Below are 18,180 nucleotides of genomic sequence, written 5' to 3' on the forward strand. Positions count from 1 at the left end.
CTTTTAATTTTTCACTGTAATAAGGGTAATCCCAACGTTGCAATGAACCTTTTAAGCCCTTTTTATGAGCGTAGTCTTCCACATCTTTCACATCCTGACGAGCTACATCAATGGAAGCCTCCAACAGTTCATTCAGGAAACTATTGACTTTATCAGGGTGAAGTGCCATATGCTCTTCCAGAACAAAATGACCATGAGTTTCATAACCGAGTATTTTTGCTTTCTCGACCCTGAGGGAAACAATCTGACGAATCAATTCCTTATTATCATGCTTGTTTTCATTATTTCCTCTCATTGAATAAGCCATGTACATCTCTTTTCTCAACTCCCTGTTCTCGGAATACTTCATAAATGGTACATAACTTGGAAATTGCAAGGTAAATATCCAGCCTTCTCTATTCTGACTTTTTGCAACAGCCTCGGCGGCATCTAACAATCCATCTGGCAACCCCTTTAATTCATCCTGACGGATAATATGCAATTGATATGCATTGGTTTCAGCTAAAAGGTTTTCACCAAACTGAAGAGTCAACTTCGCGAGTTGGGTTGTTATCTCCCGGTATCTTTTGCGTGCGTCACCTTCAAGCAATGCTCCCTTCCTTACAAAGCCTTTATAAGTCTCTTCAAGTAGCTGCCTCTGCTCTGGCGTTAACACTGATCGATCCTGATGCTCATAAACAGCTTTTACTTTTTTAAACAAAGCATCATTCAACCAAATATCATTAGAATATTCAGTAAGCATAGGTGATACCTCGCGAGCAATAGTCTGAATCTGCTCATTGGTCTCTGCATGATTCAGGTTAAAAAAGATATGGCTGGTTACTCCCAATTGACTCCCTGCCTTTTCCAGTTTTTCAACTGTGTTGTAAAAATCAGGCGCTGCAAGATTACTAACAATTGAGTTAATCTCCTCTTTAGCACTTTCGATCAACCCTTTAAAAGCAGGCAGATAACTTTCGACATTGATTTGTTCAAAAGGAGGTGTTTGATACAGGGTATCAAATGGCTGGCATAAAATATTATTGTTCATATTGTAATTCCTCTATTTTTTCAAAAACACGTAAAGTAAATATCAAATAATGCAAATTTCATCTTCTTACAACAAACCTTTTTAAATAACGTTCGTTAAAATTCCTTAAAAGCAGGGCGAATATAGGTGCTTTGCCTGTCTTGGACAAAAATCATCATATCACACTCCGTATAATGAAAAGAAATATTCTCATCATAGTCGTTGCCATCATGGCATCATTTCAATATATCGATGCCAATAAGGATGGACTTAAATCAATACTGACATCAAAGGAAGTGAAACGTTTGGAATCAGCTGAAAAATTGATTTCGAAAGGTGATGACATTATTGAAACCACTCAAAGCCTGGAGAAAGAAATTGAAACTCTTAAAAATGCTGATGGACGCATTAAGACGGGTAAAATTAATAAACGCAGCAAACAGATTGCTCAAAAGAAAGTTCAGGCTTCTCTCTATTATCAGGATGGATATAAAAAGTACATTGACGTATTGGATGATCGTTTGAAAGAACTTGAAAAATCAGGTAATTCAGAAGCTAAGCAGATTCGCGATGACAGTAAAAACCTGGAAAAGAAAGCAAAAAAGCAATACAATAAAGCTGAGAACCTGTCATCATCTGAAAAAATGGTGGAACTGATTGATCTGGCACAAGAAAATCAGAAGAAAGCAATTGAACTACAAAGTAAATGCCTGATTAGTCTGATCGAATCAGACGAAGATGAAGCTCCATTATTAGCTGAAAACCAAGTTACCGAAGAAGATACAACTATAATAACACCTGAAGAAATTGAGGCACCAATTGAAGAAGAATTGGCTGTCCAATCTGACTCGGTAGCTGTTACCGCAATAGTCGAAGATCAGGTGATTGAATCACTGACAGCGGAAAACACTGTTACTGCACCAGTCGCAACTGCTGCAGTTGTAAGTACACCACTTGTTATTAGCACCGATACCATAGCTAGCGAAACACCTGTTATTGCTGAAGAACTCACCGTAGCTGAAACAACAGAACAGCTGATAATCGCAGAGGAAGCAGTTCCAACAGTTTCAAATCCTGATGTGTTCCTGACCATCCAGTTTATGGCTGATAAAAAGAAAGCTACTGATGATCAAATTGCACGTGTGTACAATGGCACAAAAGAGGTTATCGAGATGAATGTAAATGACTGGTTTAAATACTCGATTGGTAAATACCAGAATCTTGAAAAAGCAAAAGCTGATATGCAAACAGAAAATATTAAAGGATTTATTGTGGCTTACAACAAAAACGAACGTATATCGGTTAAAGAAGCAGTGACTATTCTCAACGGCGAATCGTAAAGAAATACCTAAACATATATCATGATGAAAAAAATTAAACTTCTATCAATTGTAGCCCTTCTGGCAACTTCTGCTAATCTATTCGGGCAAGGACAAATTGTTGATTTTCTGAAAGCTGGTCAGGCTGATGCAAATGCCTTATCTGAAGCTTATCTCTTACCCTACGGTGAAATGCTGGGCGTAAACCTGAATAGCGGTTGGTACAATTCAGCTAAGGTGCATAAAGTTGGTGGTTTTGATATCACTATTATGGGAAGTTATACCAAAGCACCTAATAGTAAAAAGAGTTTTGATCCTCGCCAAATTGGCTTATCTGAAAATACTGTTCCGCAAGGTGATGGAAATGCACCAACTATGGCGGGAAGTAAAGATGAAAGCATGACCTTTTCGATAATTGAACCTAATACTAATACGCAGCTTACTGAATTAAACATTAGTGGATCTGGAGCAGATGTCTTTATCAGCCCAATGATTCAGGGGGCAGTTGGTTTACCTTTCCATACAGAAATAATGGGGCGTTTTATGCCCAAAGTAAGTTATGGTGATTTTGGTGATGCCGGTTTATGGGGACTTGGTGTTAAGCACTCCATTAAAGACTATATCCCGTTTATTAAACGAATACCTGCACTGCAAGCTTCTGTTTTAGCAGCCTATACCGATTTTGGTGCTGAACTTAATGTAACACAAGATATTTCATCTAACCCTGGTCAACTTGAAACCACAGCTGGTGCCTTCACCACTCGTCTTCTTATTGGGGTTAATATTCCCGTAGTTGCCTTCTATTCTGGTCTTGGATACGGCACTACAACAAGCAACTTTGACTTAAAAGGCACATTTGATAGTGGTATCGATGGAGATTTAACAGATCCACTTGCATTAGAATATAAAACCAGTGGATTTGATTTTAATGTTGGTATGCGTATCCGTCTTGGTATCTTTTCTTTCCATGGTGATTACAGCGTTGGCGAATACTCAGTTATTACCGGAGGTTTTGGAATTAATTTCAGATAAGAGCATTCAATACTCAAATATTGGCATTAGAACATTTACGGATCGCATCTTTATATCTTTAATGTAAATAAAGATGCGATCCGTAAATTTTAAGAAAAAGCCCTGATTCATAATTGATCAGGGCTTTTTAGTTTAGTGTGTCGAGACAACTATTTTTTTAATGGTATTCCATAGGTTTCTTCAAAAGCCACCTCAGAAAACTCTTTTCGCTTTTTGGCAGGTGCCTTGTTATCTATAGGATAACCAATAGGTAATAAAGCTATGGGCTCAATGTGATTTGGCAGGTTCAACACTTCTTTAACAATTGCCGGATCAAAATGACAGACCCAACATGTTCCCAATCCAAGTTCAGTAGCACGTAAAGTCATATGATCTACCGCAATGGCAGCATCTACATCACAATGATCTTTTTGATCAATGGAGCGTTTCCACGATTCCTCATGATTACCACAAACCACAATCATTTGCGGCACATCTTTAAACCACTCTCTATCGTAAGCTTTTTTTAGCTTTTCAAGATTTCTTTCATCCGAAACCAAAATAAAATTCCAGGGCTGACGATTAGCTGCTGATGGTGCCATCCGCCCCGCTTCTAAAACTTCAATCACTAAGGCCTTTGAAACTTTTAATGGTTTATAGTCCCTGATTGAATAACGCTCACGAAGAAGTTGATTAAAATGCATAAACGAGGATTTTGTTCGATTGCTTACTTTGTTTTTCTTTACAACAAAATTAAAAGGACTACCGTAACTTCCAAATTTTAGCTGAAACAAATGTTTTTCTTACTATCTAAAATCCTTTCCTTCTTATTAGTACCATTTAATTGGTGCGTCATCTTAATCGCCTTAAGGTTTGTTCTTAAACCTGCCAAATGGAAGCACATTGCAAGTATCACAGCCATAATTATCTTCATATTCTTTTCGAATACATTTATTTTTCAGAAAGTCATTAGTGCCTGGGAGTATCCGGCTGAACCAATAAGCAAGGTTGTTAATGAAAATAATACCATTGTGATTCTAGGCGGCATGTCAAGCTACAACTATAAAATTGACCGCATTCATTTTTATGAAGCCAGTGACCGGCTACTGCAAGGATTATTAATAGGACAACACCATCCTGATTCCCGAATAATCATTAGTGGTGGCTCAGCAGAAATTTATTTTGAAGAGCGACCCGAAGCTGATTATTTAAAAGAATATCTGTGTAACATTGGCATCGACGAAAAACGTTTACATTTCGAGAAACAGTCCCGGAACACATACGAAAACGCAATGTATACAGACCAATTATTTGACAGTTTGCAATACGATAAGAGCATCGTATTAATCACCTCGGGTTTTCATATGAAAAGGGCGCAGTGGTGCTTCGAAAAACAAGGTTTTAAAGTCCAACCTCTTTCAGCACATATTTATACCAACCATCAACCTTTAAAACCGATGGATTATATTTTCCCTTCGTTGCATACATTTCAGATGTGGCCTATTCTCTTAAAAGAATGGGTTGGGATTTTCGTCTATAAATTAAAAGGGTTTATTTAAAAATGTACAGGTACCTTTTGATCCAGTTTAATCATCATATTAAAAAGCGGGTCGCCTAATATCACTTTTTGTTCGTCAAGTGATTGGCTTTCCAGGCTCTTAAATTCAATTGGTTGGGAGTAATTATAATCAACTTCCCTGGTATTAACCTGATAGCTAATCAACGTAACGCCAACTGCAAAAGATAATACAGCGCTTACTCTTGCTAATAATTGCTTCTTTACAAAGCTTCTCCATATCAGGTTAAAGGTGAGTAAGATCAAGACGATTCCAAAAATATCGTAATTATTCCACCACCAGATCTTACCCCAACCTCCAATGTATACCGGAGAGGGCCAAAAGTATGCAACGCCTCCCCAGGCACTGGATGGCGTCAGCATATCTTCTACCAAATGAATATTATAAGCAAAAAAGAAGCTTGCCAATCCACCTATCTGAAACCCTTGTAGTAATGCAACTCCTTTTGTTATTTTTTGTCTTAAGCCCGATAACGTTGCTAACAATCCCGTAAACAAAATTGAAGCTAACAGTGAATGAAAGAAGGCATGATGCGAATACCAGTATTTAGCTGTATAGATATTTCTGCCTGTCTCATTTAAATTGAACCATTGTCCGAAAGTACCATCAAATCCCGACCACATACTTATCACATCAATATCGGGCAGGCATCCCCCCAGAGCACCAAATCCAAGTATTACTGCGCTTTGCTTAAAACTGAATTTCTTCAGGTTAATAATAACAGAAGCAACAGCTACTCCCGACAAAGTATGTGTGATGATATCCATCTAGATACCTACACCAAATCCGACACTAAATATTGGCTCCCAGGCTTTATAAGGTGAATATTTGTGTTGCAATACATCAAACAAAACCTGAACAGTAAAAAAGCTTCGCTCGGATATCATTTGACGATAACCACCTCCGAAATATATAAAAGGAACAAAATCACGCTCTTTCTTCAATAAAGTAGTATAACGTTCCATGCTATACCCAGCTATCTCGCCATGAGCAAAGAGGTTTGTTACAATGTTGTATTGCGCGAATAAACGCCCCCCGTATTGATTGTATGTCAAAGCCGGATCATACCGTTTATCTTTGGTGTATTGATATTCAATTCCCAATCCGGCATATACCTTTTCATTAAGTCGGGCACCAATTATAGGACTGATCATGACATTGGTATAATTACCAAAAGTCAATCCGACACTACCACCAGTAAATAATTTATCCCGGAAAGGTTGTTTACTTTTTTCTTCAGTCTGCTGTGCATTGGTTATGAATGTAACCAAGCACAATAAAATCATCGATAAAATTCTTGTTTGTGTTTTCATTAGGTATAGGTTTAAATGCATCCACACACAAAACCATCGGCCAGCTCACTAAGCATATCTGCTGCTTTTTGCTTTTCCCTCTCAGAACCTTTACAAGCGTTGCAAACCGGTAAATGAACCTCAGCATGATACTCTATATCAGATTTCTGAAAATACTGTTCACACACAAAGCACAGATACGATGCTGACTTATTTTTTTCGTGTGGCATACTATTTGTTTGTAAATAAACAGAATACAAAAATATAACATTTAATTTTATCGTACGAACTAAAGAAAAACAATATTGAAGTGAAATATCTTGTATTCGAGGGGTAATTTTAATAGATTGAGTTTGTAACCTTAAATTTTGAATAAGATGAGATCAATATTTAGCATTATCATTGTATCTGCATTAATGATAGTTTCTACAACAGATTCGTTCGCAGAAAAAAAGAAGAGTAAAAAAGAGAAACGCATGGAGCAGTTTGCTGAAACACAAAAACTAGTTGATGCAAAGCAGTTTATTTTTGTTCCCGACAGAGCCTTTCCACAGGGAGGTCGTTCCATTGATTTAACAACTAATTACGGTTTTATTAAAGTAATGGGAACTGAGACCGAAGGTGACATGCCGTTCTTTGGCCGCGGATTTTCAATTCCTTACGGAGGTGATGGTGGTATCAAATTTGACAAAACCAGCATTGAAAATGAGAAAATAGAAGTGAACGAAAAGAAAATGAGACTTCGTTATAGCTTTGAAGCCAAAAGTAAAGATGATACTTACCGAATTAACATGGATATTTCGTATGGTGGCAACACTTCAGTTAGTGTAACCAGTAATAACCGGAGCCATATTAGTTATAATGGCCAGATATCAGAAATTGAAGAGAAGGAGGAAAAAGAATAAGATTAATGCCATAATGAAAAATGAAGGGGTGATATCTCAAATGGGATATCACCCCCTTTCCTTTGTAAAACTATAAGCTACTTTAGTATGCTAACAGTAAAATATCATAATTGGTATTGATACTAATTGAGTTATTCTTAACCACCGCTTTGGTTCCGGAATAATAGTCTTTTATTTCGTCGCCGTTTTCAAAAACACCAGTCACATCTACGACATGCTGCCCAGGCTCAAGGTCAAGGCCAACAATCACCTTATCATTATATTCTCTTGACGTATATTCACGTTTAAAAAAGTATGGCTCAGCACTTAATTGAGTATGAACTCCTGCGCCAACAGAAGGGTGAGCTGCACGAAACTGCCCCAGTTTTTGCCAGTGTTGTAAAATCTCTTGTGTACTTGTTGTATTCACCACCTTGTTAGCTTCCAACTCCTCCCAATTCATAAATGAGCGTAAAGTTGCATCGCCAACTGTTCCTTCAATCTCAAGACTTCGCCCAGATTCATCGCCATAGTATACTTGTGATGATCCAGGGCATAACAATAGCTTCGTACCTGCTTCAATGGTTTTGGTACGTTGCTTATCAAATGGCCCGCTATCATCGTGCGACGAAGTATAATTCATGACCACCTGCCCTTTTAACGGACCATTAATGGCTTCACTGTATTTCGAGAATATCTCTTCATAAGATTTATTGGCATCATACTTAAATTCAAAATTGATTAAGCCTTTCATGCCATGAGCAAAATAATCAACTTTCCTATCTCCAAAATCGAACCAGCGTCCGCCTGAAACACCATAATTATAAACTTCACCAACCATGTAAAAGTCGTTGTCGTCCATCACTCGATCAGGATTCAGTTCTTTCCATTCGGCAAAGGCTTTAACGGCTTCCTTCCATAGGTCAGTCCAAACGGATTCTTCGGTATGTTTGACTGTATCTAAACGGAAAGCATCTATACCGTATTTTCTGATAAAATCGGTTAGCCATTTAATAATATAATAGTGTGGTGTGCGAGGGTATCCGGTGGCACTGAAAAAAGCGTCCAACTCATCCATCTCTTTTTCCAAACGCCCCTCATCAGCCCATTTTTCCATTAAAGCCTTTGGCAATTCAACCTCCTTTTCACTCTCTGTTTTTATATCGGGTAAATTTTCCACCAAGGTGCAGGTCACTGTCGACTCATAATCCTGGTAACTACATTGTGGCTCGGTACGTACCCAATCATCGCCCCAAACAGGATCTATATCCGTAACAGGCCCGGTATGATTGATCACGACATCCAATACTATTCTGATACCATGTTGATGAGCTGTTTCAACCAATTCAGCCAGTTCCTCTTCATTACCAAAATTTGGTTCCAAAGCTGTCCAGTCCTTGGTCCAATACCCATGGAAACCATAAGTATTGCCGGTTCCTTCATCAACAGAGCCATGTATTTGCTCAACAACCGGACTAAACCAAATAGCATTAATTCCTAGATCAGTAAAATAGCCTTCTTTAATTTTTTGAGTGATTCCTTTTAGATCTCCTCCCATAAAACCACGTAACTTACCGGTTTCTTTGGTTCGGTTGAAATTGACATCATTGGATGGATTACCGTTGTTAAAACGGTCGGTTAAAAGAAAATAAACATTGGCATTTTCCCACATAAAAGGAGCCACTTTTTCCTTCTCGACTGATTGCTTTGAAGTTTGGCACGAACTAAGACCAATTACAATCGTCAATAGCAGTGATAGCATTTTTCTCATTGTTCTTGAATTTTGTTTGATTGTAAAAATAAGAAAGCCGCTGAAGAGTTGCACGTCTTAGGTGTTTATGATCTGAAGGAACATTTACCTGAAACCTATGATTTATCTGACTTATATAGGTTCTTAAAATTTAATTAAGTGGTGAGTGTGAGGTATCGAAAAGGTTTGCGGAAAACTGTTTAAACGATGTATCCAGCATTGCCACTCAGTATTCATAGGCTACTACTTACAATTTATACATTGCTTCGGGTTAAAACAACATAGCTTTTAAGCAAAGTGACATTACTTGCTTACAATCTGTTATTGCTTCCAGCATAACCAACATTGCTACACTACATTCAAAGGTTGCTACTTACAATCTATATACTGCTTTGTATTAATATAACATTGCTTGTAAGTAAAACAACCTTGCCTGTAATGATTCATACATTGCTTTTCACTAAAATACTATTGTTTGAAACAATTAAGGAAAGAATTTACAATTTGATTCGGTTGATTACCTAATACGATATTTTTATACTTTTACCCCTCGAATAACCTTAACACATCAATCATGGATAACTCAACTATTCTTAAATCAAGCTATACTGTTACCTCGGCTGATACTGATATGTTTTCACGATTGCGCCCTGGTGCCTTGGTTAATTATTTAATACAGTCAGCTATCAGTTCGGCTGAGAATCTAGGATTTGGTTTTGGTGACCTAAAAGAAAACCATTTGTTTTGGGTGCTTAACAGGCTTACTGTTGAAATTTATCGTCCTGTTAAATGGAGCGAAGAAATAAAAGTTGAAACATGGCCTAAAGATATAGAGCGTATCTTCTTTCTCAGGGATTTTGTTGTCAGAGATGCCAACGAGAAGATTGTTGCTAAAGCTAATTCGGCCTGGCTAGCCATTGATTTAAAAACAAAAAGGCCCAGCGGCTATGTTAATGAAAACATGCAGGCTTTTACCAGGTTAAAAGATTTGTATGCTCTGGACTATCCGCCCGAAAAATTGGGAGTTGTCGGTGCTGATTCTTCGAAAGAAATAGTTCCCTCCTACTTTGATATCGACCTGAATAAGCACGTAACTTCAACGCGCTACGTTGACTGGATGATGGATACTTTTTCGGTGGATTTTCATAAAGAAAACTACCCCAAACACCTGAGCATAAACTACCAGAAAGAAACTATGCTTGAGGAATGTATTCAATTAAAGCATCAGGCAGAGGAAAACTGCCATCATTTTGAAGGCTATAATTTACCGCAAGACAAAGTTGCTTTCAGAGGAAAGCTGGTATTTTAGTCAAGTGATCCCTAGATAGACCTTTAGAGGTTAGACAAAAGACATTAAACTGATTTGCAAGGTACTTAAAGGCAGTTTTAATGCTCAGGTTGAATTTTTCAAGAAATGCCATTAGAATATCTGCATTTTCTCAGAATAAACCTGAAAAAGCCAGTAAGCGGAAATTGGTTTCTTTTCTTATACCAAATACGATACAAAATGATCGTACAATAAATTGATAAATTTTGATTTTTTACAATGACTAAAATTGAGGCATAGCCTTAGCTATAGCGAAGTTTTAGGAAGAAGTAAAAGCTTCAAAAGAATAAATTTATTGTACGATCATTTTGTGTGGTTTTTGGTATTACTCACCAGCTGACACTTATATACTGCTAATAGTCAGCAGGTGAGGGTAAAAGTTTTTCCCTAATCGCCCAAAATTAGATTATCAATAACCCGGCCTCGCACAATTGTGAAAAGGTATAGCTATTGATAAACTTGTCGAAATCGCCAAGATCATGTTCTTCATATTCGGCTTGAAACTCACTAAATGCAATACGCTCAGAGCTACCTGGTTTTATTCGACTAATAACACTAAACAGCCATGCGCCAAGCGACTCTTTTACTGTAATGTCATGTTGTGATTTACGGCTTATAAAGGTGAGCTGAAGCATTGTCTTCAGTTTTTTCCCTTTACGCTTTTTTATTTCCTGAATAATAGGCTGCCGGGCAATCCATAATAATTGACTCGTTTCTTTAATCCTCAAAGTATCGTGAATCAACGATTGAATATAGTCAGGCGGCAAAGTGGTGCGTGGTACATTAAAATTGAACCAATCACTCAATGGAAAATCGAAACCAACACCATGCATAAAATTATACATGGACGTTCTTAGGCCTTCGCTAAAACGTGAATGGTCTGTGCCTTTCAGGTCGATGAATTGTAAATCATTATTGGCAAATGATCCATTGATGCCGTCGGTGATATCAATTTGGTACCGCTGAGGATTTAACCCCACAGGACTATGCGCCGTCAATGCAAACTGATGCCAGAATCCTGATTCTAAAATACCCAACTCAAACATCTGTCGCACTACTTCTAAAGAATCAACTGTTTCCAAGGCTGTTTGTGAAGGAAATCCATACATTAAATAAGCATGTACCAAAATTCCTGATCTGGATAGATTAGCCGCTACATTACTCACCATTTCGAGCGTTACACCTTTGTTAATCAGTTTTAATATTCGCTCTGAAGCGACTTCCAAACCTCCAGCTACTGCAATACAGCCACTTTCTTTTAATAATCGGCATAAGTCGGCAGTAAACTTACTCTCAAACCGAATATTAGTCCACCAAACAATCTTTAAATCTCTTCGTAACAATTCAATGGCTAGGTCCTTGAGTAATGCCGGCGATGCAGCCTCGTCAACAAAATGGAATCCTCTTTTTCCTGTTTGCTCAATTAGTGTTTCTATCCGATCAACAATAACCGATACCTTCGCAGGATCATAGCGCTTTATGTAATCCAGTGAACCATCGCAAAAAGTACATTTCCCCCAGTAACAGCCATGTGCTAAAGTTAGCTTAATCCATTGTCCATCGGACCATAAGCGAAACATAGGATTGGCAGTTTCCAGTACTGAAAGATATTTATCCCATTCAATACCTGAGTAATCTGGCGCAGGTAATTGATTTTGTTCTATATCAGTTTCCTCAGTCTCATTGCAATAAATGACCTGTGAGTCTTCACAGGTGAATGTGCGTTTTAGCTGCTTTAAGGATCGTTGACCTTGCAGATGGTCGATCAAACATTTAACCGGTATTTCGCCATCATCCAGGGTAATAAAGTCGCAAAATTCAAACACACGGACATCCTTCACTGCTCTTAACTCGGTATTTGCAAATCCGCCACCCCATGAGATTTTTATTTGTGGATGCTTTTGTTTTATCCATTGACCTATGCGCAAGGCTCCTAATAAATTGCCGGGAAACGGGATAGAAATAAGCAAAAGGTCGGGCGTTTTATTATCAAATTTCAGTGCTAACTGATCAAGCATCAGCTGTTCTATATAGGAAAGTGGCTGTTGCAATTGCTCATACAACTCATCAAATTGGCTGGCTGAGCGTCCAAGACGTTCAGCATAACGGCTAAAACCAAAATTTGGATCGACAGCTTCAATAATAAAGTCTGATAAATCTTCAAGATATAAAGTACAGTAATGCTTAGCACGATCAATAAGTCCCATTGAACCAAAAGCACTTTCATCATCGTTTAACTGACTAAAACGGGATGCTTCTGGTAATAATTGTCCATAACATATATTTTGCGCCTCCAACACTGTTGGTTGTCTCAAAAATTGCATGACCCGCTGAATACTACTTATATAATCATGCCTAAGAGCATAAATACGTTTTACGTTATCTGTTTGAATAGAATGGTTGCTAACTGTATCGAACAAACGTACCACGCCTTTTACTGAAAATAACTGGTCAAGTGTTGATATTCCCAAATCAATTTGCTCCGACTCTACATTGATGGTATTCAGAAAACCTTTTAGATAAGCAGTTGCCGGATATGGCGTATTTAGTTGTGTAAACGGTGGCGTAGCTAACAGAACCCTGGTCATGATATATCTTTACTGCAAAAGTACATAATTTATGGTGTGCTTCGTGCTTAAATATTTGACAGTCTAAACTTATGGTACTGAAATTCCAGAAACTTTTCGAACTTTCAGTTTAATTATTCAATTACTTTCCTCATTTACATGCCGTTATCAGAACGATTAATTATAACTTTTATCTGAAAACTGAAACTTTTGAAATTACATAGCGTATTGCTGTAAAACTTCAAAACTTAAGGGGAATCATTTAAGGGAAAGTTGAATTAATTTGCATTAACATGGACGTTAGGATGAAGCAGGTATTAACCTGTAATGTGATAGAAATGGATAATTCTGAACTCAAATTACAAGCTGATTATAACAAGTTTATTCCATAATATCTTTAGGGAATTCGTTGAATTACAACCACAAACTAAAGTAGTTTACTAATCAATCAAATTCATATTTATGAGATGTAGAATAGGGATTGCTATGCTATTAGCATTAGCTATGGGTGTGCAAAATTTAAGCGCACAGTCGTTAGAAAATGACACAATTGATTACTTTAACATGTCGCTTGACGATCTGTTGAACATGGAGATTGTGGCAGTTTCGAAAAAAGCAGAAAACAGTTTTGATGCTCCTCTTTCATCTTCCATTATTACTAAGGAAGAAATTATTAACTCAGGAGCCACAACTATTGAAGAAGCCTTCAGATTAGTACCTGGTTTTATTGTTCGTGAAGAGACCAACGGTAATTATGATATTCATATTCGGGGGAACGACAATATTCCTTCGGGTAACTTTACATTTTTTACCGAAAATTCCATGTCGCTTATCATGGTTGATGGGCGAAAGGTTTTTAACAACATGAATGGTGGAACGTTTTGGGAGGCCTTACCTGTTAGCATTACTGATGTAGAGCGTATTGAAATTATTCGCGGGGCATCAACCGCATTATACGGACCCAATGCGGTTAGCGGGGTAGTCAATATCATTACCAAAAAGTCAGAAGATCGCCTTGTTAGTGTTGATGGTAACATGCAATTTGGTAATGCCGGAACTAAAATTGCAGATATTGCAGTTAACAATTCATACTCGGAAAATAAAATTAAGACACGTTTAAGTGCTAATTTTGAGCAAAGAGATCGTTTTACCGAAGATTATTACAATTGGGCTCAAGGCACCTACACCCCATATTATGAATTGATTGATTATATTAATGGCAGTACTGTTAGTGAAGGTAATGGAACCTTTGCCGATCCTTCATTAGCTAAAGATCGTTATGGGGTTAATGCGTGGCTGGACTACAAAGCATCAAAGAAAGTCAACTTTTCGCTCTCGGGAGGCTTACAGAACTCCAAGGCTCAAACAGTATTTATGGAAGGCTCGAGAACCATGTTAACAACACGCGACTCTGAATCATACTATTTCAACACACTTTCAAACATCCACAACCTAAGTCTTCAGGTTTCAGGTACTTTTGGAACTCAGAATATCTATTCAGGAAGCGGAACAGCCTCAAAGTATGATCATAGTAACATCGATCTAATTGCTGAGTATGATTATACGATTAACAATTTTACATTACGTCCGGGACTGAGCTATCAACGTATTGTTTATGATGATACACCTTACGTGCCCTCCAATAAGCCCGGTTCAGGCTACCTTAATGGAGAATCAGTACTTTCAAACTTTGCTTATTACCTAAGGGGTGATTACAAAGCCAGCGAAAAAGTTCGTTTAATTGCTGCTATCAGAATGGATCATTATAATAAACCTGATCATGGCTATTTGACTTATCAATTAATTGGTACATACAAACCAAACGAGCATAACTTATTCAGAGCTTCCTTTGCAAAAGCCAACAGGGGTCCGGTCATGATTGATTTTTATGCAAACTACTCTGAAGGAAGCCCGACTCCAGGTTCTGTCTATTTACAATACCTTGGAAAAGATAACATGCACTTACCAACCAGTCATGTATTCGAAGTTGGTTACAGAGGCCAGTTATCTAAGAAATTCCAAATTGATTTGGAAACATTCTACTCGGTAACAAAAGATTTTCCAACTTTTGAACCTTCTATTTCAGCTCCATCTGCAGAACAACCCTACGTTCATGTTATTTACCAATATGATAACGCTTCGGTTGAAGCAAATCAACTTGGAGCTACTCTAAACTTATTATATAAACCTGCTTCAAAGCTTTATTTTAAAGCTTTTGCAACAGTTCAAAATACTGAATTAAAGAATCTGCAAAAGAAAGTTGTTCCAATGCTGGTAGTACCGGACAATTCAGTTCCCGGCGGACCAATGTTCGAAAATCCGGTATATGAAACTGTTGATCAGAATCATGAACAAACACCAACATTTTTTGGCGGTTTAATTGCCAATTATACACCAACGCAAAAGCTGACGCTTTTTGCAAGTGTGAACTATTACTCAAGCCAAGTGTATGAGCACGATTTTGAATATTCACAGTTTCATTATTTCAATCAGCAAATAGCACCGAATTACAACGGTAGCGGAACTGCAAATATCAATGCCAATACAACTGTTAATGCTAAGCTTTCATATAAAATCTATAAAAACAACTCTATTTTTGTGAATGCCCGCAATCTGTTTAACTCAAAAGAACGACAGTTTGGTTTTGCTGATCCAATGGGAGGTCTATATCTTGTTGGTTTGAATATCAACTTGTAAGACGGAGAATATAAAGCATAAAAGCCGGCAAAGTTTCTACTTCGCCGGCTTTTTAATTACTACTAACCACTATATTGCAGTATACCTTAAGGTTTATCTCTCTTAACTATGAGGCATACTTCTTTACAATTGCTTCCATTTGCTCATATTGCTCTTCCATACTTTGTAAAAGCTTTATTTGAGCACGTGTACGAACTAAATTATGATCCGGTGCATTGACTTTGTAATAGTTATCACCATCTATGTAATCATCCAAAAATCGAACTGCTTGTTCGTAAGTCAACAATTTGGCACCAAAAGCCAAGGTATCAATTTCGGCTGGAGTTAACACCTCTTTGGTCTCTTCCAAAAATCCTTTGATAAAGCCTTCGAATAAATCAATGTTCATACTAACATTATCCAGATTTCGATCATCTTCCAAACCGGTGTTAGCACCATTTCTAATTGCATCGCCAATATCATAACACACATATCCCGGCATCACTGTATCCAAATCAATCACACACAGAATATCGTCTTTCTCATCCAATAATACATTGTTGAATTTAGTATCCTGATGCACAATACGCTCAGGTATCAGACCTTCGCGTCCCATTTGCACTACTTTCTTGTATTCTTCGGAACGTTGCATCAGAAAATCGACCTCTTGCTGCACTTCTTTTATTCTTCCAACCGGATCCTGCTTCACTCGTTCTATAAAATTAAGAATGCGCATTTCGGTATTATGAAAATCAGGTAGTACCGGATATAGAGGTTCTCCTTGTAAATCAGCCAGTCTGCTTTGGAACTGACCGAAAGCCTTACCCCCGACATATGCCTGATTGGAATTAGATAATTGGTTGTATGAACGGGCATTTTCGATAAAAAGAAACATACGCCAGTAATTTCCATCTTCATCTTTTATAAATCCCTTACCATCAAGTGTATCAATTGGGGTTAACACCTGCCTCTCAATATCACTGCCATTAATTTGTTCAAGCTTCTGACGTAAATGATCGGTTACTCGTTGAATGTTCTTCGTCAGTTCCGGAACATTCTTAAATATATGATGATTGATTATTTGCAGAAGATAATTTGGCTTTGTATCCTCGTTAGTTTTAACCTTATAGGTGGTATTAATTAAACCGTCGCCAAATATGGCTGCTTCTTTAAAGGTTCCTTCAATTTTAAATTGGTCAACAATCTTATCAATATTAATTGCCATAGATCTTAGTTTTTTTAAGTCCTGACAAATTTAATATTTACTTTTGAAAAACCTACTTTTTATTGCAAAACACGACCAATAACTTTCTTTTCCTTTCGAAACGAAATAATCAACATGTCCAATTTGTGTTAATCTTTGTCTTCGACTAGTGGTTGCTGTGCGGTTTCTTCCTTCGATTCGTGCAATACAAACCTTTTATAATACGAAGCAATAACAGAAGTAAGTGGTAATGCCAACAACATTCCCAATAATCCCATTAGACTACCCCAAATAGACAAAGCTAAAAGTACAATAGCTGGATTCATTCCGTAGGCTTTACCCATGATCTTAGGAACTAAAATTGTTTCCTGTATAAGCTGCACTACAGCTAAAACAATTAATACCAATAAAGCGACATGCCAAAAGCTCTGCTGCGATTCCATAGCTTTTAACAGTGCCAATAACAAGGCTGGTACCATACCAACAATTTGTAAATATGGTACGATATTTAGCGCTCCAATAAACAAGCCCATTATAATCGCCATTGGTAATCCAATGATTTTAAACCCAACAGCTAATAATACTCCAACAATTAAAGCTATCAGACCTTGTGATCTAAAGTACAAATCCATTGAACGCCCCAGATCATCAAATACGTCACCTGCCACTTCTCTAAATTGTGAGGGGATCAATCCAAGCGTTAGTTGACCGATTTTTTGAAAATCCATCAAAAGAAATATGGTATATAAAATCACAACCAATACTCCAATAACACCAGCAACAACGCGCATTGAACCCGAAAACAAATTCCAAAAGCCAGGTAAAATTTTCTTTAATGCAGAATATATGTTGTCAATATTTAAATGTGATATTAATTCTGACTCTCTGATGATTTCCTTAACATTTTTCTCCAGTTCAAAAGGCAATGCACCTCGAACATCAACCGATTGCAAGTAGGTTCTTATTAACTGCACCATCTTATTCATTTCCTGAATAAACGCTGGTATCAGATAAATCAGCATCAAAGACAAGCCAACACCCACTATAAGCATCGTAACAATTACTGATAAACCACGGTGCTTCAACCTTGCCTTATTCTGCATAAAGGTGACCATCGGATCTAATAAATATGCAATGAATACGGCAATAATAAAGGGGCCTAAAACATGTTTCAGAAGATTAACAAGATATAAAATAGCTCCAAAAACCAGAGCTGTTAATATCATACGAACAACACGATCAAACGTGTATGGGCGAGGTTGAGTACTTTGCATAGATAGAAATTTTGCGACCAAAGTACTAAAATGATGAATTATTGTAAAAATTTTAAAAATAAATAGTGCATTTCTTCGTTAGGCATAGCAAGATAAAGTATTAATAAATCGTTAATTTTTGTAAACATTTTTGACGAATTGTAAAAAAATGTATTGTTTTTTGTATCTGGTTTTGTTACTTTGCGTATCATAACCATAACTCTATCCGCAGCTAACAAATTATAGCCCTGATAGTCAAAGATTAGTGAACGTGAGAAATGAAATGGATTAATCGCTGCATAATATTATCA

15 protein-coding genes are annotated in these 18,180 nt (G+C 37.3%); 6 read left to right on the forward strand and 9 right to left on the reverse strand.

All coding sequences use genetic code 11. From position 1 onward, the window contains the following. The coding region (locus AC4MRQ_RS18595) for a M3 family metallopeptidase (protein WP_491199211.1) at positions 1-1,030 on the reverse strand (1,030 nt) is incomplete at its 3' end. A gap of 173 nt (positions 1,031-1,203) precedes the next feature. Between AC4MRQ_RS18595 and AC4MRQ_RS18600 the strand changes: the two genes are divergently transcribed. Further along, positions 1,204-2,349 carry a hypothetical protein gene (locus AC4MRQ_RS18600; protein ID WP_491199212.1) on the forward strand — a complete coding sequence of 382 codons (1,146 nt, stop codon included), beginning with the start codon at positions 1,204-1,206 and terminating at the stop codon, positions 2,347-2,349. 21 nt (positions 2,350-2,370) lie between these two features. Next, positions 2,371-3,360, forward strand: coding sequence for a DUF6588 family protein (locus AC4MRQ_RS18605; protein WP_491199213.1), 990 nt, complete (start codon positions 2,371-2,373; stop codon positions 3,358-3,360). Positions 3,361-3,509: 149 nt separating this feature from the next. Here AC4MRQ_RS18605 and AC4MRQ_RS18610 read toward each other — a convergent pair whose 3' ends face one another. After that, positions 3,510-4,043 carry a nitroreductase family protein gene (locus tag AC4MRQ_RS18610; RefSeq protein WP_491199214.1) on the reverse strand — a complete coding sequence of 178 codons (534 nt, stop codon included), beginning with the start codon at positions 4,041-4,043 and terminating at the stop codon, positions 3,510-3,512. A gap of 90 nt (positions 4,044-4,133) precedes the next feature. Here AC4MRQ_RS18610 and AC4MRQ_RS18615 point away from each other — a divergent pair, with 90 nt between their 5' ends. Then, positions 4,134-4,898: a YdcF family protein gene (locus tag AC4MRQ_RS18615; protein WP_491199215.1), complete on the forward strand. Its 765-nt coding sequence runs from the start codon at positions 4,134-4,136 to the stop codon at positions 4,896-4,898. Here AC4MRQ_RS18615 and AC4MRQ_RS18620 read toward each other — a convergent pair. The 3 genes from AC4MRQ_RS18620 to AC4MRQ_RS18630 are packed head-to-tail and all read right to left on the reverse strand — an operon-like array spanning position 4,895 to position 6,438. Next, positions 4,895-5,683: a metal-dependent hydrolase gene (locus AC4MRQ_RS18620; protein ID WP_491199216.1), complete on the reverse strand. Its 789-nt coding sequence runs from the start codon at positions 5,681-5,683 to the stop codon at positions 4,895-4,897. The two genes, AC4MRQ_RS18615 and AC4MRQ_RS18620, sit on opposite strands and share 4 nt — an antisense overlap. Beyond that, complete coding sequence (locus tag AC4MRQ_RS18625; RefSeq protein WP_491199217.1) at positions 5,684-6,229, reverse strand: hypothetical protein; 546 nt, start codon at positions 6,227-6,229, stop codon at positions 5,684-5,686. Positions 6,230-6,240: 11 nt separating this feature from the next. Continuing rightward, entirely contained in the window at positions 6,241-6,438 is a 198-nt protein-coding gene (locus AC4MRQ_RS18630; RefSeq protein WP_491199218.1) for a hypothetical protein, read from the reverse strand. 147 nt (positions 6,439-6,585) lie between these two features. Between AC4MRQ_RS18630 and AC4MRQ_RS18635 the strand changes: the two genes are divergently transcribed. Further along, positions 6,586-7,113 (forward strand): DUF4251 domain-containing protein, encoded by a 528-nt coding sequence (locus AC4MRQ_RS18635; protein ID WP_491199219.1) that lies wholly within the window; start codon positions 6,586-6,588, stop codon positions 7,111-7,113. Positions 7,114-7,195: 82 nt separating this feature from the next. Here AC4MRQ_RS18635 and AC4MRQ_RS18640 read toward each other — a convergent pair whose 3' ends face one another. Next, complete coding sequence (locus AC4MRQ_RS18640; RefSeq protein WP_491199220.1) at positions 7,196-8,863, reverse strand: alpha-amylase family glycosyl hydrolase; 1,668 nt, start codon at positions 8,861-8,863, stop codon at positions 7,196-7,198. Between the two features lie 553 nt (positions 8,864-9,416). On the opposite strand from AC4MRQ_RS18640, the gene AC4MRQ_RS18645 reads away from it, so the two are divergent. After that, positions 9,417-10,151, forward strand: a complete 735-nt coding sequence (locus AC4MRQ_RS18645; RefSeq protein ID WP_491199221.1) for an acyl-[acyl-carrier-protein] thioesterase — start codon at positions 9,417-9,419, stop codon at positions 10,149-10,151. 419 nt (positions 10,152-10,570) lie between these two features. Here AC4MRQ_RS18645 and AC4MRQ_RS18650 read toward each other — a convergent pair whose 3' ends face one another. Then, a complete protein-coding gene (locus tag AC4MRQ_RS18650; protein WP_491199222.1) occupies positions 10,571-12,757 on the reverse strand; it encodes a B12-binding domain-containing radical SAM protein in 2,187 nt (728 codons plus the stop codon). Positions 12,758-13,198: 441 nt separating this feature from the next. Between AC4MRQ_RS18650 and AC4MRQ_RS18655 the strand changes: the two genes are divergently transcribed. Next, positions 13,199-15,433, forward strand: coding sequence for a TonB-dependent receptor plug domain-containing protein (locus tag AC4MRQ_RS18655; RefSeq protein WP_491199223.1), 2,235 nt, complete (start codon positions 13,199-13,201; stop codon positions 15,431-15,433). A 106-nt stretch (positions 15,434-15,539) separates the two neighbouring features. On the opposite strand, the gene AC4MRQ_RS18660 is transcribed toward AC4MRQ_RS18655, so the two are convergent. Continuing rightward, positions 15,540-16,637: a phosphotransferase enzyme family protein gene (locus AC4MRQ_RS18660; protein ID WP_491199224.1), complete on the reverse strand. Its 1,098-nt coding sequence runs from the start codon at positions 16,635-16,637 to the stop codon at positions 15,540-15,542. 128 nt (positions 16,638-16,765) lie between these two features. Further along, the gene (locus AC4MRQ_RS18665; protein WP_491199225.1) at positions 16,766-17,890 is read right to left on the reverse strand and encodes an AI-2E family transporter; all 1,125 of its coding nucleotides are present in this window, start codon (positions 17,888-17,890) and stop codon (positions 16,766-16,768) included. Positions 17,891-18,180: the final 290 nt, after the last annotated feature.

It is taken from the genome of Carboxylicivirga sp., assembly GCF_982718395.1.